This window comes from Chondromyces apiculatus DSM 436 (genome assembly GCF_000601485.1).
In the GTDB taxonomy this organism is placed as follows: Bacteria; Myxococcota_A; Polyangia; order Polyangiales; family Polyangiaceae; genus Chondromyces; species Chondromyces apiculatus.
Genome location: NZ_ASRX01000017.1, coordinates 72,580 through 96,722 on the forward strand (window position 1 = coordinate 72,580; position 24,143 = coordinate 96,722).

18 protein-coding genes are annotated in these 24,143 nt (G+C 72.4%); 5 read left to right on the forward strand and 13 right to left on the reverse strand.

What is annotated here, in order from left to right:
- Positions 1-9: 9 nt before the first annotated feature.
- From CAP_RS12775 to CAP_RS44400, 9 genes are all read right to left on the reverse strand, one after another.
- Positions 10-552, reverse strand: a complete 543-nt coding sequence (locus tag CAP_RS12775) for a hypothetical protein (protein ID WP_156040740.1) — start codon at positions 550-552, stop codon at positions 10-12.
- The gene (locus tag CAP_RS12780; protein WP_156040741.1) at positions 542-2,440 is read right to left on the reverse strand and encodes a winged helix-turn-helix transcriptional regulator; all 1,899 of its coding nucleotides are present in this window, start codon (positions 2,438-2,440) and stop codon (positions 542-544) included. The genes CAP_RS12775 and CAP_RS12780 overlap by 11 nt, the downstream gene beginning before the upstream one ends.
- A gap of 149 nt (positions 2,441-2,589) precedes the next feature.
- The gene (locus CAP_RS12785; protein ID WP_044240365.1) at positions 2,590-3,099 is read right to left on the reverse strand and encodes a thrombospondin type 3 repeat-containing protein; all 510 of its coding nucleotides are present in this window, start codon (positions 3,097-3,099) and stop codon (positions 2,590-2,592) included.
- The gene (locus tag CAP_RS12790) at positions 3,086-4,252 is read right to left on the reverse strand and encodes a hypothetical protein (RefSeq protein ID WP_197041144.1); all 1,167 of its coding nucleotides are present in this window, start codon (positions 4,250-4,252) and stop codon (positions 3,086-3,088) included. The genes CAP_RS12785 and CAP_RS12790 overlap by 14 nt, the downstream gene beginning before the upstream one ends.
- A gap of 70 nt (positions 4,253-4,322) precedes the next feature.
- Complete coding sequence (locus tag CAP_RS12795) at positions 4,323-5,264, reverse strand: hypothetical protein (protein ID WP_044240369.1); 942 nt, start codon at positions 5,262-5,264, stop codon at positions 4,323-4,325.
- Between the two features lie 131 nt (positions 5,265-5,395).
- On the reverse strand, positions 5,396-5,938 hold the full coding sequence (locus CAP_RS12800) for a YceI family protein (protein ID WP_197041145.1): 543 nt from the start codon (positions 5,936-5,938) through the stop codon (positions 5,396-5,398).
- A 250-nt stretch (positions 5,939-6,188) separates the two neighbouring features.
- The gene (locus CAP_RS12805) at positions 6,189-7,007 is read right to left on the reverse strand and encodes a hypothetical protein (protein WP_156040743.1); all 819 of its coding nucleotides are present in this window, start codon (positions 7,005-7,007) and stop codon (positions 6,189-6,191) included.
- A gap of 120 nt (positions 7,008-7,127) precedes the next feature.
- Positions 7,128-8,057, reverse strand: a complete 930-nt coding sequence (locus tag CAP_RS12810; protein ID WP_197041146.1) for a hypothetical protein — start codon at positions 8,055-8,057, stop codon at positions 7,128-7,130.
- A 72-nt stretch (positions 8,058-8,129) separates the two neighbouring features.
- Entirely contained in the window at positions 8,130-10,490 is a 2,361-nt protein-coding gene (locus CAP_RS44400) for an NHL repeat-containing protein (RefSeq protein WP_052374974.1), read from the reverse strand.
- On the opposite strand from CAP_RS44400, the gene mutM reads away from it, so the two are divergent.
- Complete coding sequence (mutM, locus tag CAP_RS12820; protein WP_231511406.1) at positions 10,480-11,565, forward strand: bifunctional DNA-formamidopyrimidine glycosylase/DNA-(apurinic or apyrimidinic site) lyase; 1,086 nt, start codon at positions 10,480-10,482, stop codon at positions 11,563-11,565. The two genes, CAP_RS44400 and mutM, sit on opposite strands and share 11 nt — an antisense overlap.
- On the opposite strand, the gene CAP_RS44405 is transcribed toward mutM, so the two are convergent.
- Entirely contained in the window at positions 11,540-14,029 is a 2,490-nt protein-coding gene (locus tag CAP_RS44405; protein ID WP_052374976.1) for a serine/threonine-protein kinase, read from the reverse strand. The genes mutM and CAP_RS44405 overlap by 26 nt on opposite strands.
- 383 nt (positions 14,030-14,412) lie before the next feature.
- On the reverse strand, positions 14,413-15,027 hold the full coding sequence (locus CAP_RS12830) for a hypothetical protein (RefSeq protein ID WP_044240379.1): 615 nt from the start codon (positions 15,025-15,027) through the stop codon (positions 14,413-14,415).
- A 93-nt stretch (positions 15,028-15,120) separates the two neighbouring features.
- On the opposite strand from CAP_RS12830, the gene CAP_RS44410 reads away from it, so the two are divergent.
- The 4 genes from CAP_RS44410 (at position 15,121) to CAP_RS44415 (ending at position 20,681) form a co-directional block, all read left to right on the forward strand.
- Complete coding sequence (locus CAP_RS44410) at positions 15,121-16,047, forward strand: formylglycine-generating enzyme family protein (RefSeq protein ID WP_197041147.1); 927 nt, start codon at positions 15,121-15,123, stop codon at positions 16,045-16,047.
- Between the two features lie 117 nt (positions 16,048-16,164).
- Positions 16,165-16,947, forward strand: a complete 783-nt coding sequence (gene purN, locus CAP_RS12840; protein WP_081864832.1) for a phosphoribosylglycinamide formyltransferase — start codon at positions 16,165-16,167, stop codon at positions 16,945-16,947.
- The gene (locus CAP_RS12845) at positions 16,944-18,569 is read left to right on the forward strand and encodes a hypothetical protein (protein ID WP_044240582.1); all 1,626 of its coding nucleotides are present in this window, start codon (positions 16,944-16,946) and stop codon (positions 18,567-18,569) included. The genes purN and CAP_RS12845 overlap by 4 nt, the downstream gene beginning before the upstream one ends.
- A gap of 69 nt (positions 18,570-18,638) precedes the next feature.
- Positions 18,639-20,681 (forward strand): hybrid sensor histidine kinase/response regulator, encoded by a 2,043-nt coding sequence (locus CAP_RS44415; RefSeq protein WP_052374980.1) that lies wholly within the window; start codon positions 18,639-18,641, stop codon positions 20,679-20,681.
- Positions 20,682-20,703: 22 nt separating this feature from the next.
- On the opposite strand, the gene CAP_RS12855 is transcribed toward CAP_RS44415, so the two are convergent.
- Both CAP_RS12855 and CAP_RS12860 read right to left on the reverse strand, forming a co-directional pair.
- Positions 20,704-21,843: a response regulator gene (locus tag CAP_RS12855; protein ID WP_081864844.1), complete on the reverse strand. Its 1,140-nt coding sequence runs from the start codon at positions 21,841-21,843 to the stop codon at positions 20,704-20,706.
- 5 nt (positions 21,844-21,848) lie between these two features.
- Positions 21,849-23,804 carry an ATP-binding protein gene (locus tag CAP_RS12860; protein WP_052374985.1) on the reverse strand — a complete coding sequence of 652 codons (1,956 nt, stop codon included), beginning with the start codon at positions 23,802-23,804 and terminating at the stop codon, positions 21,849-21,851.
- Positions 23,805-24,143 lie beyond the last annotated feature (339 nt).

A 24,143-nucleotide genomic window follows, 5' to 3' on the forward strand; every position in this document is an offset into this window, starting at 1 on the left:
CCGAGCGGCTCAGGGCAGGTCGAACTCGAAGATGCCGATCGGGTCGACGGAGAACACGTCCGTCACCCGCAGCCGCTGGGTGATGTCCTCCGCGGCGAGGCCTTGCGCCTGCATCAGCGCCTCCGCCCTGGCGCGGTCCACGACGAGGCCGGGGAGGTTCTCGGTGCACACCATGCGCGTGCCCTCCACCGTGCACGTGCCGTCCCCGTGCACCCCGGCCGAGACCGGAAACGACGTCGCGCCCGCGGGGAACTGGCCCACAAGCTCCACCTCCTGGCCGAGGCCCACGAGCCAGGTCGGGAAGAGGTACTCGATCTTCACGGTGTCCCCCTCCTCCCGGCTGAACTCCGCGACCTCGACCGGGTACGACGCCCAGGACTCCAGCTCCTCCGGGACCGGCACCCGGTAGAGGGTGTTGGTGACGTTCGACGACTCCGCCTCGTCGCCGTCGTCGTCGTCGTCCCGGTCCTCACCCCCGCCGCTGCCGCAACCGGCGACGCACACCATCCACAGCGCGGCGAGGACCCACGAACACCTGCGATCAGCTTTCATCAGCGTTGCTCCCGATCCCGTATCTCGTGTTCTTGCCCTTCCCCGAGCGCCGGACGACGCCCTGGTCGACGAGCTGGCGCAGCCGCCGGAGCGCCGTCATCTCCGAGACCCCGAGCCGCGTGGCGAGCTCCGTGCTCGACGCGGGGCCCTCGCGGGCGAGCAGGGCGACGATCGCGTCACGCTCCGGTACCTGCGCGTCGGACGGCGCGGGTGAGATCGTGGCTCGGGGGGGCGGCGCGGCGCCCTCGCCAGCGGCCTGCAGGTCGGCCCCCGGGACGCGCTCTGGGGTCGCTCCCACCTCGGCGGGCTTGCTGCACGAGAGCGTGCTCGACAGCTCCACCAGGGTGACGCCTGCCGCGAGCTGGTAGCCGCCCGAGACCGCCTCGATCCAGTGCCCGCGCACCCCGAGCAGCGCCCGGAGCCGGCTCACCGCCGTGTGGATGACCGGATCGTGCGCGTCGGGGCGGTAAGCGCCGATCCCCCACACCAGCCGGAGCAGGTCCTCCTTGCTGTGCCGCTCGCCGCCGCCGAGCGCCCGCAGGAAGGTGCGGGTGCCGTCCGACACGTCGCTCACCACCGTCACGTTGCCGTGGTCCTCCACGACGAGGCGCCGGTCGAGCAGCATCAAACGCCTGCCTGGCGCGAACCCCAGGCAGAGCGGCAAGAGCCCCCAGTGCCCGGTCGCGATCACCCGCGAGCCGAGCTCCGGCGAGCCCCGCAGGCACGCCGCATAGAGCGCGCCGAGCCGGTCCTCTTCGAGCACCTCGGCGCCGAGCTGTGCCGGGGGGCTCGACTCCGCGCGCCCCTCGCGCAGCCACACCCGCGAGATCCCCGAGCGGCGGTGCAGCGCCCGGAGCCGCGCCTCGATCCGCGCCCGCTCCTCGGCGTCGTCGGTCGCCAGGATCTCCATGCAGGACACGTCGAGCTCCAGGGCGATGTCCTCATGCGCCCCCACCAGCGCGCGCGCCTCGCTCACGAACGGCGCCATGCTCGGCGCCCCGTAGCGGAGCCGCGCCACGTTGGCGCAGGCGAGCAGGAAGCGGATCCTCGCCCGCACGTCGCCCCCGTCCGGAAGCTGCTCGGTCCCGAGCCGCTCAAGCAGCCCCCAGGCCACGTCCCCCTCGCCCGCCAGCGCGTACTGCGAGGCCATCTCGATGCAGAGCGAGCGCTTCGAGTACGAGTCGTCGGGCCGCGTCCTCGCCTGCAGGTCGTTCAGCATGGCGATGGCCTCGCGCCCTTGCACCACCCCGAAGCGCGCCCGGTAGATGCCCAGCGCGAAATCGAGCGCCGTCGCGTTTCCTGCGAGATCGAGCGCCCCGGCGAGCGTGCGCGCCGTCTCCAGGAGCGAGAGCCCCTCCTGCACCGCCCCGAGCTGGACGAGCACGTGCCCGCGCAGGTCCGTCGCCAGGAACCGCCCGTAGGGGAACGCGGCCACGAAGGCGTACTCCAGCGCGCGGAGGGCGTGGCGCGCCGCCTGGCGCAGCCTCCCCGTGAAGTAGCGGTAGCAGCCCATCCCCTGCAGCACGTAGAAGCGCGAGAGCGGCCCGCCGTGGCGCGACGCCGCGCGCAGGTTGAGCGAGACCTCCCGCTTCGCCTCCTCCAGCCGCCCTGCCCTGCAGTACGCCACTGCGAGGAAGAAGCGCGCAGCGACGAGGGTCGGGTCTCCCTCGGGCACGTCCTTGCGCCGCCTGCGGCCCGAGAAGAGCGCCCGCGCCTCTTCGAGCCGCCCCACGAAGGCCAGCGCGCCCACGAGGAACGGCAGGTCCGAGGAGAGCTCCGCCTCGTGGGGGCCGTCGATGTGCTCGCGCACGATGTCGGCGTAGCGCCCTGCATAGAAGCGCTGGGCCAGCGACTGAGCCCGCGCATGCCTTGCCTTGCTGGGAGCCATGACGCCCGAGTCCCGGAACTCTAGCACCTCGTTCCCGACGCGCGTCTGTGTCCTTCGCGCTTCTTCCGCGCCTTCTTCCACGCTTCCTTCGCGCGCCGATGCGCTCGGCCTGCCCGTCCTCACCGGGCTGCTGGGCAGGCCGGGCGCGATCACCGCGACACGCGCGCGTCCTTCCGGGAGGCCGATCGTCGAACGAACGCAGCAAGCGCCGCGAGGGCGAGGAGCGCGCTCGTGCCCCCCAGCGCCGGGGTGCTCTGGCTCCCGGGCGAGGCGACGCTGCAGCCGTACTCGGGCGCGAGGGGTGCCGTGCCGCCCGCCGCCACGTTGGGATCTTCGCCGCTCCGCAGCTCGTCGAGATCGGTCACGCCGTCGCCGTCGCTGTCCTTTTCTTCCCCGTCGAGCGCCTGGAGCGCGAGCGACAGGGAGCCTTCGTCGTAGGCCACGAGCCCGCGGCTGAGCATGCTCACCCCGAAGGGCGTGGTCACCGTCCCGACCTTGGTCGCGCCCACGTGGCAGAGCACGCAGTCCGGCGCGGCGTCGAGGCCGAGGTTGGTGGCGATGACGCCAGGGAAGTTCGGCGTCGCGGAGGCGGGCGCTGCCGCGAACGAGACCAGGCCTACGAGCGCTGCGCCCGCGATCCACTTCTCAAAGGAAAACATGAATCTGCCCCAGGATGGAGGTCACGCCGGCGCGGGCCTCGCCGACCGGCACGTTGCGGTAGTTGAAATCGAACCGGAGGTCCGCGTGAGGTGCGAAGAACCACTGGGCGCCTGCCCACGCGCCGAACGAGGTCCCGCTCTCGGAGAAGTTCGCGTTGAGCAGCTCCCCCGCCCCGATCACATGCACGCCCTGGATCGGCTCCACGTCGACCTGGAGCATCCCCGTCGCGCCGGGCTCCAGGGAGGCGTCCTTCGGCGAGCGCAGCACGAAGTCACCCTCGGCCATCAGGACCACCGGCTTCACCGGCGCGTAGCGCGCGAAGAGGCCGTGCGCGTGACGGAACATCGGCGCCCCTGCCGCGAGGTCGCGCTCGGTGAAGGTGACCAAGCTCGACACGCCGAGGGCCAGCGACTGCCCGAACGCCCGCTCCACGTAGGCCGAGTAGCCGCGCTCGCGCAGCTCCGGCGGCGAGAGCTGGAGGTTGCCGATGATGGCCATCGCCTCCATCCGCCACGCTTCCTCCACGTACGCGAAGGCCACTCCGTGCTGCTGGGCCGCGTTGATGTCGGTGAGCGTCGTCGAGCGGGTCCACATGGTGTGCTCGATGATGCGCAGCCCGTAGGGTAGGTTCATGCGGCCCGCGCGCAGCGTGAACTGCTCGCTCTCTCCGAGCACCACGCCGGCCCAGTGCTGCCGCGACACCAGCCGGTTGAACTCGCCGTGGGTCACCGAGGCGCCGAGCGCGCCCTCGTGCACGTAGCCGAGCGAGACCGAGGCCCGGAAGCGGTCGATCATCAGCCCTGCCGCGACGTCCGCCTGCATGAGGATGTACCGGTTCACGCTCGGCGCAGGGGAGGGCGGCTGCACGTGCAGGAACAGGCTGCGCGCGTCGGCCTGGAGGAGCAGCTCCTCCGGCAGGGGCACGGCGCCGAACATGAAGCCGCCGAGCTTCGAGGGGTCCTCGTCCGCCGGCGGCGTCCCGTAACGCGTGCGCAGCAGGATCTCGCTCTGCGCGCGGCCGTACATGGTCATCAACCCGGCGCCCGACGGATCGATGTGGCACGTGGCGCAGCTCGTGTAGTCGTGGCGGATCATCCACGGGTAGGCCCACGCCCGCTCCCCCACGAGCAGGACCACGAGCGGCAGCATCACCGCGAGGAGGAGTCGGGGGAGACGACAGAGGCGGGACGGCCGCCTCCCGCGATGTCGAAGAGGTCTGGGCTCAGGGGAGATAGATTCGTCCAGGCGCACCGTTTTTTCCCTGCTCGGTGTGACAACCGTTGCAATCACCGCTCGACTGCGGCGTGTTCATCACGCGCTCTCTCCCGTTCGCGACCACCTTGGCCTTGATCGGGAAGCTCACGGGACCCTCGTCGCCGGGGAGGTAGAAGTTTCCCGTCGGCTGCAGAGGCAAGGAGAACGTCCGGTTCTGCGCGTCCGTGATGACGACGCGCGCGTCGGTGGTGTTTCCGTCGACTCCATAGCAAAGGTCCGGCTCGTGGAGCGTCGGATACACCGTGCCTCCCAGCAAGACGAAATCTTCGTCGTCCTCGTCCTCGTCGAACTCACCGCTCTCGGTGTGGCACGCGATGCAGGCGCGCCCCGGGTTCATCCACGGCCCCTCCTCGTCGAGTTCCCCCCCGCCGGGGCGCGGGTTGTCGTCACCCATCCGCCACTGCCGCTCGCTCGTGCAGACCGTGGCCACCGGCCCCGGGTTGCCTGACCCGCCACAGTCACCGCGCGGCGTTCCCGCCTCGATCCAGGCCCTGAGCACCTCCACCTCGGCCACGGGCACCGTCGGACCACTCCCTGGCGGCATCGGTGCTTCGGTCGACACCATGCGCTCCACGGACAGCTCCGCCACGCTCCGCGCCGGGTCCGAGGCCGCGCCCGCCGTGAGATCCTCGTAGGTCAGGAGCGACATGGGTGCGGACGGTTCGGCGCCGTGGCAGCCCTGACAGTACGTCGCCAGCACCGCGCTCACGTCGCACGGCAGACCACCGTCGACCACCGCCCCGTTCCCCGTCGACCCGGAGGGCGTGGGCGCGCCAGCCCCCCCACCGGAGGGACCTTCACCCGGATCCTCACCGGGCGGCATGAAGCAGCCGGCCGCAGCGGCCAGCGCGAGGACGAACGGAAGCACCACGCGCGGAAACGAGTCCATCGGCGTTCTCTCGGATCGGTTGTGGGGAAGCGTCAGAAAGCGAGAAGGACGGCAGTCCAAGGAAAGCGCGCGCGGCGCACGTCAGCGCGCCTCACACGCACTTCACGCACGTGAGGCGCACCGTGGGGATCTCACTGATCGGCGGTGTTGAAGGTCACCGCGACATCGACGTCGGGCTTGACGGACAGGCCCATGTAGCTCGGCTTCTCGATGCCGAACTCCGTCATGTTGACGCGCACGGTGCCGGACACCGCGTGCCCGGTGCCGCTCTTCTTCGCCTCGTACTTGAACTTCACCGGCTTGGTCTGCCCGTGCAGCTTGAGCTGACCCGTCGCCTCGCCCGCGCCCACGGCGGGGTAGCCGATCGCCGACTTGGCCACGGTCAGCTCCGCGTTCGGGTACTTGCTGGTCTCCAGGTACTTGTCGCGCATGTGGTCGTTGCGCAGCCCGATGCCCGTGTCGAGCTTGGCGAGCGGGACCACGATCGTCACGCTGTCGGCCGTGTCGCTGGCGCGTACCTCGCTCGACTTGCCCACGATGCTCAGCCCCGCGGGCCCGGTGGCCTTGAACTCCACGCTGGAAGTGCCAGTCGCCGAGAGCTTCGCGTGGGCGGTGAACGCGACCCCCGCGGTGAGGGCCGAAGCAACGAGACCAACATAAAGCGAACGGTTCATGACCAACTCTCCGTGCGGGGTGACGGCCAACCCCTCGTCAGCCGTCGTGAGGATCATTTGCGACAGGATTCCCCCCAGTTCCAGTAACGCGCTCTGACGCGCGTGTTGGGAATCCGGAAGGCTCCCTGATGAGGAGTGCGGACGGTAGAATATCCGTTAATTCACGCCGGTGACGCACGATGTGGGGACGCCCCCGTGGAGAACGTGCTCCTCCGATGTCCGGCTCTGGACATCGCGCCCCGGTCTCTGCTCAGCCTGTGACCGCCCGGAGCGCTGCCTCAAGCTTGTCCGCGACCGACGCAACCTCCTCCGGAGCCGCCCTCAGGGACTTCGCAGCGCTGGCGTCGGCCTGGGAGCCCTCCTCGATGAGCAACGCCGCATACCGACGGCCGAGATCCGGGGTTTTCCGCAGCACCTCCACCACGTCGATGGACAGCTCCGGGTTGTCGCGCGCAGCACTCAGCAGGTGCTCCACACGCGCCGCCCGTTCTTCGCCAGTGGCGTCTTCTTCCACTTCCGCGGTCGCCGCCTTCGCGCTCCCCGCCTTCGCAGCGCCGGCCTTCGCGCTCCCCGCCTTCGCGCTCCCCACCTTCGCGGCACCTGCCGTCGCAGGCATGCGCGCCCGACGCGGCTTCGGTGCAGCCGGCGTCGCGCCGAACCCCTCTGCGCCTTCCTTCTCCGCGAGGTTCTCCAGCGCATGCTCGGAGGGCACCAGCGGGTAGTCATTGAACATCACCAGCGCCTCCCCCGTCCGCTCCAGGAGATAGCGCAGCACGGAGACCTGCAGCGCGTCGACGTCGAGATCCCCGGGGCGCTCCAGGGTCATCACCGAGCGGCACGCCTCGACCCGGGCGGCGACCGCCGCAGAGAGCTTCGTGCGGTAGCGCGCGTAGCCTTCCTTCACCTCGTCGAGGCTCCGCAGCTCTCCCCCGGCGAGCACCTCCGCGACCTCGTCGTCGCACCCGGGGTGCTCTTCGAGGAAGGCCTCCACCGCGCGCTCGCACTCGGCCTCGAGATCGCGCATCGCTTGCGGAGCGAGGGGGCTGTAGATCCACCACGTGGCGCTCATGGCCGCGTGATACCCGATGTCGGTAGCTCGGACAACCTCGCGCCCGCCGACGCTCACGCACCCCGCGCGCACCTCGCGTTCACTGCACACGCCGCGCACGCCGCGCACGCCGCACGCGCTTCACGGCCCCTGGCCTCCGCTGCGCAGCAGCAACAGATCCTGCTGCGGCCGCACCTCCTCCGCGCCGCCGTCCACGCGCTTGATCCGCACCTTCCGGTCCTTCTCGGGACCGAGCACCGTGCTGCGCACCCACGCGCTCCCCTCGCGCCCGAGCACCACCGTCCCTGCCGGGATCGCATCGATCGTCCGCGCGGCACGGACCCACAGCGCCGACCGAGGCTCCTCCGAGGGAGGTGACGCCTCGGGCGTGAACCCGGCGAGCGCCCCTCGTCCCCGCTGCACACGCACCGTGTCGCCGGTGACGGCCTCGATCCGCACCGGGACTGTCCCTCCGCTCCCCTGCGGCAGCGCGAGCATGTCTCCCGCCAGGACCGGGGCGTCCACCGGCAGTGGCACGTCGATGCCCTGCTCGATCGCGTCGCTCGCGCGCTGCACGATCACCAGCGAGCGCTGGTCGACCACCGGCTCGATGGCCTCGGCCTCAAGCACCCGCACCTGCACGTTGCGCTCCGGCGCCAGGCCCAGCACCTCGGCGCGCGACCACGCCCCCGCGTGGTTCACCAGCACCACGTCTCCCTTCGCGGTGCCGCCTTGGAAGTACACGCTCGTCCGCGCGTTCAACGACTTGCGCGCGAGCGGCGCCGGCGCGCTCTCGCCGCACCCCACGCCGAGCACCCGACCGTCCGGCACGAGCCCGAGCACGTTGACGTTGCACGAGTCACGGCCCATGCGCATCGCCAGCTTGTCGCCGAGCGCGAGGGGCATGCTGCTCTCCACGGGCACCGTGTACGCCCCCCCCTCGGCCACCCGCAGGAACATCACCGTGCCGAAGATGCTGCTCGCCAGCACCAGGATCGCCCCTCCGATGAGCAACGGTCGGCTACGGACCTGGGGCACTTTCTGGAGAGACGGATCGGGGCCTGGCTGCACGGGGCTGGAGTGTAGTGGGGAGATCGCCGGAGCGCGACTGCTGCTGGTGAGGGTGCTTCACGGGGTGATCCTTCACGGCGCGAGCTTCGCCACGAAGGCGTCCCAGCTCCCCGCGCTATCGAGCGCCCCGCCCCCGAAGTTCAGGCTGCCCTGGAAGCGGCCGCTCACCACCAGGTTCCCCGCCGGGTCGAAGGCCACCGCGCGCCCCCACTGACCCCCCGTCGCGTCGCCGTAGCGCTGGCTCCAGAGGTGCGCGCCCGTGGCGCTGAGCTTCGCCACGAACACGTCGACGCCCCCGGCCGAGGTGAGCGTCCCGCCCCCGAAGTCCGCCGACCCCAGGAGGCGGCCCGTGAGCGCCACGTTGCCGTTCGGGTCCACGTCGAGGCCGTAGCCGAGTTGCTCCTGCGCGTTGCCGAACCGCTTGCTCCACTGGTGCGCCCCGGTGCCGTCGAACTTCGCCACGAACACGTCCTGGGAGCCGCCGGCCGGGAGCACCCCGCCGCCGAAATCCAGCGCGCCCACCACGTACCCCGAGGCGATCACGTTGCCCACAGCGTCGACCCGCACCCGGTGGCCGATGTTCGAGCCCGTCCCCACGAACGCCTTGCTCCACAGGTGGTTCCCGCTCTGGCCGAGCTTCAGGAGGAAGATGTCCTCGCCGCTCTGCGAGGTCAGCGTCCCTCCGCCGAAATCGAGGCTCCCGTTGAAGAAGCCGAGGATCACCGCAGCCCCCGTCGCGTCCACTGCGACCCCGCGGGCGCCCTGGAACATGGCGTCGCCGTAGCGCCGGCCCCACTGCGGCATGCCGGAAGCATTGAGCCTCCCCACGAAAATGTCGTTGCCCCCGGCCGCGTCGAGCTGCGTCCCCGCGAACGAGAACGACGCCGCCGCGGTGCCCACGACCGTCAGGTTTCCCTGGGCGTCGAGCGCCACCCCGAGCCCCTCATCGTCCGCGCCGGGGCCGCCGAAAGAGCTGCCCCACATCGCGTCTCCGGTCGCTGCGTTGAGGGTCGCCACGAAGCCGTCCAGGCCTCCGGTGCTCGTCAGCATCTGCCCATTGCCGAGGTCGACGGTGCTCACGAACGACCCGGCGATCACCACCTGCCCTCCCGGCGCGATGGCGACGTCGTACGCATGGTCGCTCCCCGCGCTCCCGAGGCGCCTGCTCCAGAGGTGCGCGCCGCTCGGCGAGAACTTGGCGACGAAGACGTCGGTGGTGGTCGCCAGCGCGCTCGTGAGCGTCCCGCCCCCGAGGTCGATGGTGCCTGCGAAGTCTCCGACCAGGTACACGTTCCCGGCCGCGTCCGTGACCACGTCCGTCGCGTCCTGGTCCGCGGTGTCTCCTCCGCGCCGCGACCACACCGGCGCGCCGCACCCGACCGACGAGCCGTCGCAGTTCTCGTCGGCCGCCGTCATGCAGTCCTCGGCCTGCGGCACCACCTCGCCCGTGCAGGGTCCCCACCCCTGCACCGAGCAGGTCCGCATCCCCGCCATGCAGATCCCGACGCCCGCCGTCCCCGCAGGGCCGCTGTAACAGCTCTCCGTCGACCCCGGCACGCAGCCGCCGCACCCCGCGTCCGGCTCGTTGATCTGCCCGTCGCAGTCCTCGTCTCCCGGCGCCTGGCACGACTCCGCCTGCGGCACCACCTCGCCGATGCACGGTCCGTACGCCGTGCCCTGCGCGTTGCACGCCCGGACCCCGCCCACGCAGTTGCCGACGTTCTGCGTCCCCGCAGGGCCGCTGTAGCAGGGCGCCGTGGTGTTGGGTGCGCACACGCAGCCCGCTCCCGACTCGTTGATCTGCCCGTCGCAGTCGTCATCGACCACGGTGAGGCACGTCTCCGGCTGCGGCACCACCTCGCCCATGCAGGGCCCGTACGACGTCCCGCCCGGCGCGCAGGTCTGGGTGCCCGCGTGGCAGGCGCCGATCCCGTCGGTGCCCGCCGGTCCCGAGTAGCAGGCCATGATCTGCCCGGGCACGCAGAGGCACCCGTTACCGTCCTCGTTCACCTGGCCATCGCAGTCGTCGTCGCCGGGTGTCGTGCACGTCTCCGGCTGCGGCACCACCTCGCCCAAGCAGGGCCCGAACCCGCTGCCGTCGGCGCTGCAGGTCCGCACCCCGGCCTTGCAGAGGCCCGTGGTCCCGGTGCCAGGGGGACCCGAGTAGCAGAATTCGGTTTCCCCCGGCGCACACGCCGGCCCGCCGCCCTGCCCGCTCCCGCCAGCGCCGCCCTGCCCCGCGCCGCCCAGGCCGCCACCGGCGCCGCCCAGGCCGCCGCCCGCACCGCCCGTGCCGGCATTCCCTCCGACGTTCTCGCCGCCCGCGCCGCCCGCGCCCCCGCTGCCTCCGGTCCCCGAGGCGGCGCCGCTCCCCGTGCTGCCCGGATCACCGCTGGGCATGCCGTCGTTGGAGCAGCCAGAGATGGCCAGCAAGGAAACCGCCGCTGCGAGCACGGAAGGTGTGGTGCGCGCGGTGCTCAGGGAACGCCGCGGGTGCCGGGTGCGTGCGAAGGCAGGCAAGATCATGGTGTCGCAGGGAAGCTGCGCGGATGGACGGCGTCAACGGGGGTCACGGCCCTTCGGCGCTTGCTCGGGGTGCCTCTGGCTGCTTCGCTCTGCGCGGGAGGACGACGTGCCTGAGCTACCGGAGGTCGAGCACACCGCGCGCGCGCTCGCGCACTGGCTCACGGGGCAGCGCATCGAGGGGGCGGAGGCCGACCCGACCCGGATGCTGCGCGGGCAGAGTCCCCGCGCCTTCGCCCGCATGCTGAAGGGCCGGACGCTCGACCGCGTGGAGCGGCGCGGCAAGGCCATGCTCCTCACCTTCGACGCCGACGCGGGCCTGCTCTCGCATCTCGGCATGACGGGCCGCTGGCTCCGCCGTCTCCCCGGCGAGCCCCCTCCGCGCCACAGCCGCGCCAGGATCTACCTCCCGCAGGGCGTGGTGCTCCACAACGACGACCCGCGCATGTTCGGCCGTCTCCTCGTCGCCCCTGCCTCCACCCTCCCCGCGCTGCCCGACCTCCTCGCGCTCGGCCCCGACCCGCTGCGCGACGGCGTGGACGCTTCCGCGCTCGGCCAGGCCTTCGCGCGCACCACGCGCCCCGTGAAGGTCGCGCTCATGGATCCCACGGTCATCGCCGGCGTCGGCAACATCCAGGCGACCGAGGCGCTGTTCCGCGCCGGCGTGCACCCGGCCCGGCCCGCGCACGGCCTCGCCCCCGACGAGGTGGCGGCGGTGGCTGCCGGGATCGAGGCCTCCATCACCCACACCCTCGCCTCGCTCGCCGCGCAGCCGGAGGTCGCGTACCTGGGGAGCGGCCTCGCTCCCGAGAACCCCTTCCTGGTCTACGACCGCGCCGGCACGCCTTGCCCGCGCTGCAGCACGACGCTCGACAAGATGACCCTGGGCGGGAGGACCAGCGCCTACTGCCCGCGCTGCCAGCCGCGCTGTCAGCCCAGGCGCGCCCGGCGAAGGCGCGCTACTTCGCCTTCAGCCGGTCCTTGAGCCGCTGGATCGCGTCGTCCACGGTCTGGCTCTGGGTGAAGCAAGCGCGCACCATCGTCTCCATCACCAGCAGGGTGCGCGCGTCGCCCTCCGCGACGGCGCGGTCAAGCAGGTCGAGCTTCTCGTTGCACGGCACGTCGCGCAGCGCGAAGGCGGTCCGCACCGCCGGGCTCGCGACCGCGGCGACCTCCGGACTGCGCAGCTTCTCGGCGGCGCGCAGCGCCGGGCCCGAGCGCCCTCGGGTCTCGATGAGGCGGTAGAGCACGTCGGGGCCGCCGGTCCCGAAGCTCCTGGCGAGTGCCTCGAACACCGGCTCGGCGCGCGGGTTGGTCCCCGGCGGCGCGGCCACAGCGACCGCGATGACGCGCGCTGCGTCGGCCATGACGGCGCTGTCGAGCGCGCCGGGGTCGCGCTTCGCCAGGTCGAGCAGCATGTCGGCAGCCTCGTCCCAGCTCCGCTTCTTCACGGCCTCCTGCAGGGCCTCGCGCACGGCCGGGTCCGGCGCGCCTGCGGGCGCTGCGGGCGTGGCCGACGCGGCGGCCGACGTGCTTGAAGCGGCTTCCGGAGAGGGCGGCCGCGCCGAGCCGAGCGCGCGCGCACTCGGGGTCACGATCCGCATGTTTTCGAGAGACTTCTGCCTGGGCTTGAGCTTCTCCGAGAGGGCCTCGGTCCGCGACGGCGGTCTGTCCGCGTCATCGCCCCGGGTGACCACCCACACGCAGAAGATCCCGAGGATGGCTCCCCCGAACACCAGCGCCGCGAGGTTGCCCTGCGGTTTGCGGCGTGCATCGCCGGGCTTCTTGGCTGCCCCCGCGCTGCCCTTCCCGCCGCCCGCGCCTGCTGCCCGGGGAGCGTCGAGATCCGGGGTGAGCGCCGGGCGCGAGCTGAAGGGTTCCGACGGCGGCGGCGGCTCCGAAGACGGCGGCTCCGAAGGCGGCGGCGTGCGCTCGGCGATGACCTGGCGCTTTCCTCCCGCGTCCTGCGAGGGCGCCTCCGCCTCCGCCTCCGCCTTCGGAGCCGCCGCCGACGACGACTCCGAGGTGCGCACGCCCTCAGGAGACGCGCCAGCCCTGGGCGAGGGTTCCCCGCTGGAGACTGGCTCCGCGGAAGTGCGCTCGGCGGACATCGGCTGGTCCGACACGGGCTCGGCGCTCACCCGCTCCGCGGACACCCGCTCGATGGGGTTCGGCTCCGCAGACACGCGCTCCGCAGACACGCGCTCCGCAGACACGCGCTCCGCAGACACGCGCTCCGCAGACACCCGCCCGTCGAGGTCCGAGGAGGCGGGCTTCGACGCGGCGCCCTCCGGCGCTCCGGGCTCCTCGGAGCTGCGCAGCCCCGACGACGTCACCCGCTGCGAGGGCGACAGCGCAGAGGGCGCCGTCGTGCCGGAGTCCGCCGCGATCTCGGGCACCGCGGGAGGTGGCGGCACGCTCGCCTTCGCCGCGGAGCCGGGCGGCGGGCGCGTCGAGGAAGACACCGGCCGTGGCAAGGACAGCGAGGCCTCCTCGCACGCCTCGTCGAGCGCCTCCAGCAGCGCCTCCGCCGAGGAGAAGCGCGCATCGGGCAGCTTCTGGATCAGACGGCGCGCCACGGCCTCCAGCGCGACCGGCACCTGCGTCCCCGGCGCGCGCTCCGCGATGGGCGGCGCTTGCAGGGTCGACATCCTGGTGAAGAGCTGCACCGGGTCGTCGGCCGTGAAGGGATGGCACCCCGCCAGCATCTCGTAGAGGATGATCCCCAGCGCGAACAGGTCCGAGCGCGCGTCCACCGCCTCCATCCCGAACGCGGCCTCGGGCGCCAGGTACGCCATGGTCCCGAACACGACGCCGGCGCCCGTGAGCCGCTCGATCGTCGAGGGCTGCTCGGTGTGCAAAAGCTCGGCGGCCACCGCGCTCAGGCGCTCCATGCGCACCTTCGCGAACCCCCAGTCGATGAGCTTCACGAGGTCGCTCTGCGCCTCGACCACCATCACGTTGCGGGGCTTGAGGTCGCGGTGGACGATGTCCATCGCGTGCGCGGCCCCGAGCGCCGCCGCGAGCTGCCGCGCGATGTGCGCCGCGCGCGCCGGCGCGAGCGGCCCCCGGCGGATCAGGTCGTGCAGCGTGATCCCGCGGACGTACTCCGCGACGAGGTAGAATAGCCCGTCCTCGGTCTCGCCGAAGTCGGTCGCAGTCGCCACGTTGGGGTGCTGGATGTGCGCTCCGGCCACCGCCTCGCGCTCGAAGCGCTTCACCAGCTCCGGGAGGCCCTCGGTGTCCGGGTGCAGGATCTTGATGGCGACCCGCTTGCGCATGCGCACGTGCTCGCCCCGGTACACGGCGCCCATGCCGCCCATCGCGATCACCTCGTCGATGCGGTAGCGCTGGGAGATGACCCGGCCGATGAGCGCGTGGGTCCGGCGCAGGGCCGCCTCGTCGGACTTGTCCGTAGGCTTCAGCTCGGCCATCGCGATGGCCGGCACCCTACCCCGGTCCTCGGGAAAGCGGGACGCCGAATCGTGCCGGCGAGGCAATCCCGGGATCTCCCGGATCAGGAACGGACCCCGACCGTTGGCATCACGGACCCCGACCGTTGGCATCGCGGACCCCAACCGTTGGCATCGCGGACCCCAACCGTTGGCATCGCGGACCCCGACCGTTGGCATCGCGGACCCCAACCGGTGGGGTACCGGACCCCAACGGTTGGGGTCGCGAACTCCAAGCCTGTTCCGTGGAGACCCCTCCCGATGGCCTCCGGAGCTTCAAAGGCGGACCTCACCACCCCGAACGGTCATGGTCGCCAGTGCCCCCACACCCCTCCCAGCCCTCGCCCTCCCTCTTCGCGGACGCTCCCGTCACCCGGTGTTCACGGTCGCAGCGCCTCCAGCGGACCTGCCTGTGCTTCGAGGTGGCGCTGCTCCTCGCCGAGCCAGTCGAGGAACGCGGCATCCCAGGGCGGGCCTTCGGGCCAGCCGGCCGCGATGCGGACCGCGAGCGCCTCGTCCCAGCGCGTGTAGAGCGTGTGCAGCGCTGCATGGGCACGGCGTGCGGCGGTCACGGCAGCGACGACAGCCTCGTCCCCGGAGGCGGTGGAGGCCTCGCCCTGCACGTCCTCGCGGGGAGGCGCGCGTTCCTGGAAGGTGTCTTCGCAGACGTAGTAGTTGCACGTGGCGGGGCGGAGGGTGTGGTCGATGGTGCAGCCCTCGGCGCCGTGGAACACGCACTTGTTCTGGCGCCGATCGGTGGGGCGCTCGCGGCGCCGCACCCGGAGGATGCGCAGGCCCGACGCGGTGGGCTGGAGATGACCCGCAGCGATCCGGGCGAGGAGAAAATCGCGGCCGCCCAGGGCGACGATGCGGCCGATGTCGGACCAGTCGACGGGGGGCGGGCTGAAACAGCAGCCGGCGCTCCCCTGCGGACAGCGGGCGCAGAGCGGAGAGAGAAGCCGGGTGTGGGCGCCGAGGAGCTCCAGGTGGATCATGAGGATCTGCGCCGAGGTGCGGACCGCGACCCTACCACCACGCCGAGACGTCCTGTCGCGCCGAGACGTGGCAGGATGCCGACCACGGAGGCGATGCAACGCAGTCTGGGCAGAGGGTGGGCGCTGCTTGCGAGGGTGGGCGTGGTGGGCGCCGTGGCCGTGGTGGGCGCGGTGGGCGCCGTGGCCGCACTCGTCGGATGCGCGGGGAGTGGCCCTGGTGGCGCAGCGGGCGGGGCACCGGCCGTGGTGCTGGAGATCGCCCCGGTGACCACGCCCACGCTGAGGGAGGTGGACACGACCCCGCCGACGGAAGGGGACGCCGCGCAGATACGCGCCCTGCACGGCATGGTCCGTATCAAGGGTGGGAGCTTCACCATGGGCTTCTCGGGGTGCGATGCGGACGAAGCGCCCGAGCACGAGGTCAAGGTGGGCGCGTTCTGGATGGACGTGACCGAGGTGACGGCCGAGGCCTACGCGCAGTGCGTGGACGCGGGCACGTGCACGGAAGGGGTGGCCACGTCGGGGATCCCCGGGCAGAGCCCCTCGGAAGGAGCAATGCAGTGCAACGCGGGGCGCGCGGAGAGGGCGCGGCACCCCATGAACTGCGTGACGTGGAGGCAGGCGGAGGCGTACTGCAAGGCGCAGGGCAAGCGGCTGCCCTCCGAGGAGGAGTGGGAGTTCGCGGCGCGCGGCGTGAAGGGGCGCATGTTCCCGTGGGGCGACACCTTCGACGGGGAAAAGCTCTGCTGGAACCGCGCCGAGGGGACCTGTCCGGTGGGCGATTTCCCGGAGGGCGTCACACCCGAGGGGCTGCTCGACATGGCCGGAAACGTGTGGGAGTGGACCACGAGCGCGTACTGCAGCTACGACGACCCTGGTTGCTCCGACGAGACGTTCGTGGACCGCGGCGGCGCGTGGGCGAGCGACGACGAGCGGCTGGTGCACGCGGCGCACCGTGGGCGAGGCAACGACGAGGTGTGGGCGAGCTACATCGGGTTCCGCTGCGTGCGGACGCCTTGATCCCCGCCGCCCCGGAGGTGTGAGAACCGGCGGAAGAGCGGGCGAAAGAACGGCGGCGGCGGGGAAAAAGGCAGAAAAGCGCGTGCGCCCTGGCGTGGGCGTAGTATCTGGGCGGGCATGCCGCAGCTCGACCTCGGGGTCCTCGTGTCGGGACGTGGGTCCAACCTGCAGGCCATCCTCGACGCGGTTGCCGAGGGGCGGCTGGAAGCGCGGGTGCGGCTGGTGATCTCGAACCAGGAGGGCGCGCCGGCCCTCGAACGCGCCGCGCGCGCCGGGGTGCCGACGCAGGTGGTGTCGCACCGGGCCTTCCCGGATCGGGAGAGCTTCGACGCGGCGCTCGTCGCAGCGCTGCGCGAGGCGGGCGTGTCGTGGGTGGTGCTGGCGGGGTTCATGCGGCTGCTCACGCCGACGTTCCTCGCCGCGTTCCCGGACCGGGTGGTGAACATCCACCCCGCGCTCTCGCCCGCGTTCCCGGGGGTGGATGCGCAGCAGCAGGCGCTCGACCATGGGGTGAAGCTCACCGGGTGCACGGTGCACCTCGTGGACGCGGGGACGGACACCGGGCCCATCCTCGCCCAGGCGGTGGCGCCGGTGCTCGACGGCGACGATCGGGACACGCTCGCGGCGCGGCTCATCACCCTGGAGCACACCCTGCTCGTGAAGACGCTCGGGTGGATCAGCGAGGGCAGGCTCCGGCTCCGGCCGGCGACCCGCCCGGGAGCGCGGGTGAAGGCGCGGCTCCTCGGGGTCACGCCGGTGCTGGGGATCGCGGGAATCGCGGGAATCGCGGGAATCGCGGGGAGCGAGGGACTGGCGGAGGGCGAGGCGTCCGCGTCTGGCGCGCCCGAGGAAGAGCCGGGGGCCGAGGGCGACGCGCGCGAGTGGGAGCAGGTGCCGTGATCCACCGGCACTACGACGTCATCGTGATCGGGCGCTCCATCGGCGCGCTCACGGCCGCGGCGCTGCTCGCGCGCCGCGACTTCACGGTGATGGTCGTGGGCCACGGGGAGAAGCCGCCGACGTACACCATGGATGCGCGCGTGCTCCGGCGGCGGGCGTTCACGATGCTCGCCGAGCCCTCGCCCGCGTGGCGCAAGGTGATGGTGGAGCTCGCGCAGTCGCAGACGTGGAAGCGCCGGGTGGTCCCGGCGTCGCCGATGCTGCAGGCGCTGGCGCCGCGCCTCCGGCTCGACATCCCTCCGGACATGGCCCTCTTCGGGCGGGAGATCGACCGGGAGCTGCCGGAGCTGCGGCGGGTGATCGACGAGCTGTACGGCGACCTCGCCCAGGTGAACAGCGCCGCGGACGAGGCGTTCGAGCGGGACGCGGTGTGGCCGCCGGGCACGTTCTGGGAGCGGCGGGAGACGGGGCGGTACGCGGCGATGCTGCCCTACGCACACGCGGAGCCGGACGCCGACCTGATGGTGGAGTTCCCGCGCGGGCACCTCTACCGGGCCATCGTCACCTGGTCGGTGCGGTTCGCGACCGATCTGTCGGCGATGCCGCCGCCCTTCGCGGTGGCGCGGCTGCACGGGGCATGGACCCGGGGGGTGATGACGCTGCCGCGCGGCGAGGAGGAGCTCGAGGAGTTCCTGATCGAGCGCATCCAGGCGCACGGGGGGGTGTGCCTGCTCGACGAGCGGGCCGCGGGGATCCACGTGCGGCGCGGGGCCGCGGCAGGGGTCTTGCTCGACGGGGCGGAGCAGCCGACGAGCGCCGGGCACGTGATCACCGACCTCGACGGCGAGGACATGGCGTCCCTGTCCGGAGGCGAGGGGATCCACAAGCGGGCGCTCCGGGAATGGCCCCGGATCACCTCGTCGGTGGGGCGGTTCGTGGTGTCGATGGTGGTGCGCAACGAGGGGCTGCCGGCGCCGCTCGGGCCGGAGGCGTTCGTGCTCCCGGGGCCCGGCGGAGGGCTCGCGCGCCCCGGCGCGGCGCGGCCCACGGGGGAGGCGCGCGCGGCGTCGCGGCCCCCTCCGGCAGGACCTGGCGGCGCGCGCGGGGCAGGGCGCACGGGGCCGGTGAGACCGACCATCCACCTCCAGCGCTCCCCGTCGACGACCTCACCGGACGAGTCGCTGCTCGTGGCCGAGGTGCTCCTGCCCGACCGGGGGCAGCTCGGGCTGCGGGACGCGCGGCAGGTGGTGCTCGATGCGGTCTCCGCGGAGCTGCCGTTCCTGGAGCGGCACCTCCGCCTCGTGGACTCGGCGCACGACGGGCTGCCCGCGTGGGTGTACGAAGACGGGCGGCGGCGGCTCCTCGATCGGGGTACCCTGAAGGGGCTGGAGCCGATGGTGCGGCAGCTCGAGGTGGACCCGCCGGGCTACCTGGGCCTTTCAGGAGAGCCGATCCGGGGCCCCATCGAGAGGACGCTGCTCGTGGGGCGGACGGTGCTGCCGGCCCTCGGTCAGGAGGGACAGCTCCTGGCCGCCTGGGGCGCGGCCCGGCTGGTGACGCGCACCGACCGGCGACGGGAACGGATGCGGCGCGACATGTGGAGCAAGGTCGAGATCGGATGATCCGAGCACTGACGGGGGAAACACACAATCCGGCGCGGCTCAGCTCCGCGGGAGACTATCATGCGCCCCATGCGCTCCCATGAACCCCTGGAACCAGCGGAGGCGTTCCGACGGCTCCAGCAGGTCGTGGACAGCATTCCACATGCCGCCGTGTTCGCCCAGGTGATCCACCCGGACGGCACGATGCGCTACGAGCATGCTAGCGAGGGATTCGAGCGGCTGTTCGGCGTCGCCCCCGAGGAGCTGCTCGCCGACCCGACCACGCTCGACGCGCTGATCCTGCCCGACGACCTCCCCCGAGCGCGGCTGCTCACGAAGGCGGCGACCGCCGGGCAAGGCCTCATCGACTGCGAGCTGCGGGTGCGCAGCAGGACCGGGGTCGTGAGGTGGGTGCGCATCCGGGCGGCGACCGGCCCTCTGCCCGACGGCAGCACCCGCGTGAGCGGCATCATGGCCGACGAGTCCGACCGCAAGCAGACCGAGGTGCAGCGAGAGCAGGTCGACCAGGCGCGCCGCTCGTCGGAGGAGGCGCTCGTCGCGGCCCAGTCGATCGCGAAGCTCGGCGGGTTCCGCTACCACGTGCCCACCCGCACCGTGGTGTGGACCGACGAGATGCACCGGATCCTCGGCCGGGACCTGCGCCAGGAGCCGCCGTCCTTCGACGAGCTGGTCAAGGGGGTGCACCCCGAGGACCGGCCGCGCTTCGTGGAGGCGCTCGATCGGTGCGCGCGCGACGGCGCGCCCTACGCGCTGGAGTACCGCGCGGTGCGGCCCGACGGGAGCGTGCTGTACATCTCCGGCAGGGGGACCGCGCGCCAGGACGAGACCGGGCAGACCGTGGAGATCTTCGGGACGGTCCAGGACATCACCGAGCGGGTGGTGGAGGAGCAGGCACGCGTCAAGGTGGAGGAGCGCCTCCTGCAAGCCCAGAAGCTGGAGAGCCTGGGGCTGCTCGCGGGGGGCGTCGCGCACGACTTCAACAACCTGCTGACCGGGGTGCTCACGGAGGCAAGCCTCGCCCTCGACGATCTGCCCCAGAACTCACCCGCGCAGGCGCCACTGCGCACGATCGAGGCCTCGGCGCGGCGGATGAGCGAGATGACGAAGCAGCTCCTGACCTACGCGGGCGGCGGCCCGTTCGCGGCAGAGCGGCTCGATCCGACGCGGCTCGTCAGCGACATGGTGGACGCGCTCCGCCGCAGCGTGGCGCGCGACGTGCGGCTCATGGTCGACATGCCGCGGCAGCGCGGGCTGGACGGGGCCCCGCTGAGCAGCCGGGGGGCACCCTGCATCGAGGCTGATCCGGGGCAGCTCCGCCAGGTGGTCATGAACCTGGTGCAGAACGCCTCCGAGGCGATACAGGGCCGGAGCGGCGACGTGCGCATCCGCGCCTGGATGGAGGAGTCGGCGCCGATCAGCAGCGGGAGCGGGCGGCAGACGTCACGCCCCGGGGGCGCCGGCTCCTGGGTGCTGGAGGTGGCCGACACCGGCTGCGGCATGGACGCGGAGACCCGCCGGCGCGTCTTCGATCCGTTCTTCACCACCAAGGGTCGCGGCCGAGGCCTCGGTCTGTCGACGGTGCAGGGCATCGTGCGGCGGCTCTGGGGCCAGGTGGAGGTGGAGAGCGAGCCTGATCGGGGCACCACCATCCGGCTGCGGGTGCCGCTCGTACCCGGCATGGCCTCCGTGCCCGTGCCCCGCGATCCGCCCTCGCGGGCCCCGATCCAGCGGCTGCGCATCCTGGTCGTCGACGACGAGGAGGCCGTGCGGATCACGCTCTCGCGCGTGCTCGGGAGGCGCGGGCACACCGTGGCCATGGCCGCCGACGGCGAGGAAGCCGTGGAGGTGTTCCGGAACGCGCGCGGCGACTTCGACCTCGTGCTGCTCGACATCAGCATGCCCCGCAAGAACGGCTACGAGGCGCTCGAAGCGCTGCGCGGCGTGCGACCGACGGTGCGGGTGGTGATGATGAGCGGCTACTCCGAGGCGCACCTCACCAGCGCCGGGATCAAGGGCTCCCAGGAGACGCCCTACGACGGGTTCCTGGAGAAGCCGTTCGCGGTGGAGTCGATCGACCGGGTGCTCGGAGAAGCGCTGCGCACCCGGCGGTGAGGGAGGCGCGGGGGGCGTCAACTCACCGCGACGGGGGGGTCACGGCGAGTTCGGGCGGGATGGCGTAGGCGGCCTCGGCGTCCTGCTTGCCCTTGAGCAGCACTGTCATCGGCTCGGCGCTCTCGGGGCGGCCGGCGGCGACGAAGGTGCGGGCGTCCATGAGGATGCCGCCGGGCGCGGCTTCGGCCTGGAGGCGGGAGGCGACGTTCACGCGGTCGCCGATGAGGGTGAACTCGCGGCGACCGCGGGAGCCGAGGCTGGCGAGGACCACGGGGCCGGTGGCGATGCCGAGCCGGGTGGGGAAGCTGGGGCGGCCGGAGGCGCGCATGCGGGCGTTGAAGGCCTCGACCTCGCGCTGGATGTCGTGGGCGGCGAGCACGGCGGCGTGGGCGTCCTTGAAGAAGGAGAGCACGCCGTCGCCGAGGTACTTGTCCACCTGGCCGCCGCGGCGGTGGATGGCCTGGGTCAAGGTGGCGAGGTAGAGGCTGAGATCGGCGAGCAGGGGGGCCGGGTCCATCTGCTCGGAGATGCGCACGAAGCCGGCGACGTCGCTGATGAGGATGGTGAGCACCTCGCGGGTCGGCGCGGGCGGGGCGTCGGGAGAGGCGCTCGCGGCGATGCTCTCCCAGGCGCGGTCGGAGAGGTACTCGCGCAGGGCGGCGTGGAGCTGCTGGATCTCCAGGTAGCGCTGGGAGAGCTCCTGACGCTGGCGCGACAGCTCGCGGCGCTGGCGGTGCAGGAGGAGCTGGGTGCCGACGCGGGCGAGGACCTCCTGCACGTGGAAGGGCTTGGTCACGTAGTCCACGGCCCCGGCGTCGAAGGCGGCGACCTTGTCGTCGAGCTCGGCGAGGACGCTGATGAAGATCACCGGGACGTCGGCGGTGCGGCGGTCGGCCTTGAGGCGGCGGCACACCTCGTAGCCGTCCATCTCGGGCATGTTGACGTCGAGGAGGATGATGTCGGGCGGGGAAGCCGCGGCGGCGGTGAGCGCCATGGCGCCGGTGATGGCGGCGCGCACCTCGTAGCCCTCGGCGCTGAGCACCGACGAGAGGAGGGCGAGGTTCTCGGGCTTGTCGTCGACGATGAGCACCTCGCCCTGGGAGACGGACGAGAGGCTGGGGCGCCGCCAGGAGAGCGGCGGGGTGGAGTCGTGGCGGCTCATGTCGCTCACGACCCGGTGCCTCTGGCATGCATGGAGAGGGCCTCGGCGGAGATGGAGATCGGCGCCAGATCGGCAGGACCGAGGAGGGCGAGGATGCGGTCGAAACGGTAGTGGCGCACGAGGTCCATGAGCGACTCGGCGAGGGCGGGGTCTTGCACGCGGATCATGTCGAGCATGAGCAGCACGGCCTTGCGATCGAGCCGGGTCGCGGCGTCGTGAAGCTCGGCGCGCCACTCGGCGGGGAGCGCGTCGGCGGCGACGCGGAGCTGGTCTTCGGTGGCGGGGGGCGGGGGCGGCAGGCTCTGTCGGGGCTCTTCGTAGAGGAAGGTAACGCCGAGGTGCTGGGTGAGCTGGTCGTGGATCTCGTGGTCGCGGTAGGGCTTGCGGAGGAAGTCGTTGCAGCCGACGGCGAGCACCTGGGCGCGGTTGTGCTCGAAGGCGCTGGCGGTCATGCCCACGACCACGGTGGCGCGGCCCCGGTCGGTGGCCTTGATGCGGCGGGTGGCCTCGTAGCCGTCGAGGAGGGGCATGCGCATGTCCATGAAGATCATGTGCGGCTCCCACATCTCGAACTGGGCCATGGCGCCGAGGCCGTTGGTCGCGCCGCGGACCTCGAAGCCGAGGCCGGTGAGGAGGCGAATGAGGAGGTGGCGGCTCTGCCAGCCGTCGTCGACGACGAGGATGCGGCAGGTAGCCTGGCCAGGGGCGAGGCCGATCACGGTCCGGGGGGCGCGGGTGGCGCGCACCGCGGCGGCGCTGGACAGGGCGGCGCGGATGTCGAAGCGGAAGGTCGTGCCCTTGCCGACGGTGCTCTCCACCTGGATGTCGCCGCCCATGAGGTTCACGAACTGGCGGCTGATGGCGAGGCCGAGGCCCGTGCCCTCGCCGAGGTCGCGGCCACTCTGAGACTGGGAGAAGGCCTGGAAGAGGGTGTCGATCTCCTGGGGGGCGATGCCGGGGCCGGTGTCGGTGACCTCGAAATGGAGCCGCACGTGGTCGAGGGTGCCAGGGTCGGTGGGGCGCGTCGCGGCGTGGGCGCGGAGCACGACGCGGCCGCGGGAGGTAAACTTGAGGGCGTTGCCGAGGAGGTTGATCAGCACCTGGCGGAGCTTGCCCTCGTCGGAGCGGACGCAGCGCGGGAGGGTGGGATCGCGGTGGACGTCGAGGGTGAGGCCCTTCTTGCGGGCCTGCACCGCGAACATCTCCTCGACGCTGCCGAGCAGGCGGTGGAGGTCGAAGTCGGCCTCGTTGAGGGTGGCGCGGCCGGCCTCGATGCGCGCCATCTCGAGGATGTCGTTGATCAGGCCGAGCAGGTGCTCGCCCGCCTTGCTGATGACGAGGAGGTTCTCGCGGTGCTGCTCGCTCAGGGCGCGGTCGCGTTCGAGGAGCTGGGCGAAGCCGAGGATGGAGTTGAGGGGGGTGCGCAGCTCGTGGCTCATGTTGGCGAGGTAGGCGCTCTTGGCGCGGCTCGCGGCCTCGGCCTGGGTGCGGGCGCGCTGGGCCTCCTCGGTGGCGCGGCTCTGGGCAGCGAGGGCCTCGATCAAGGTCTGCTCGCGGCCCGCGCGATCCTGGGGCTCGCCGCCGTCACGGGCGAGGAGCAGGGTGCCCGCGCGGGTGCCCTCGCCGAGGGACACCGGCGTCGCCGAGAGGCGCAGGGTGCGCTCGCCATGGCGGAGGGTCAGCTCGGAGAGGCCGCGCTCGGGGAGGCCGCGCTCGGGGAGGCCGCGCTCGGAGAGGCCGCGCTCGGAGAGGCCGCGCTCGGAGAGACCACGGAGGAGAGGTTCGAGCTGGGTTGCCGCGGTAGGGGCGAGGGGCTCGCCGGCGCGCAGGCCGAGAGCGCGCTCCATGGCGGCGTTGGCGAGCAGCACGGCGCCATCGCAGGTGACCACGGCGACGCCGTCGGAGGAGGCATCGACGGCGAGGGCGAGCGCGGCACCCAGGGGAGATCGGTTCTCATCCATCCGCGCCAGGATGGCCGCGACAGGGCCGGCTCCCCCGGGGGCCGGGGGTGGCACGGCGCTGGGAGGGGCTGGGGTGGATCCGGTCACGGGATGATGTGGGGGTGCAAAGGAATAGCCTACATGACTCTGGACCTCCGGAGGGGGACGCGTGCGGATGAGGTGCTGGCGCGGGGCGGCACGTGGTGACGCGGAGCGCCGCAGGTCGCCCGGCGGCGATGGGGGCGCATGGGGGCGTATTGAGGGCGCATGCTCCGGTTGTCCGTTCGTCCTTGCAGGGTCGAGGCTCGCCGCGCGGTGGTGGCCGCGCTATGGCGTGAGGGCCGGAGGCGACCCGAGATT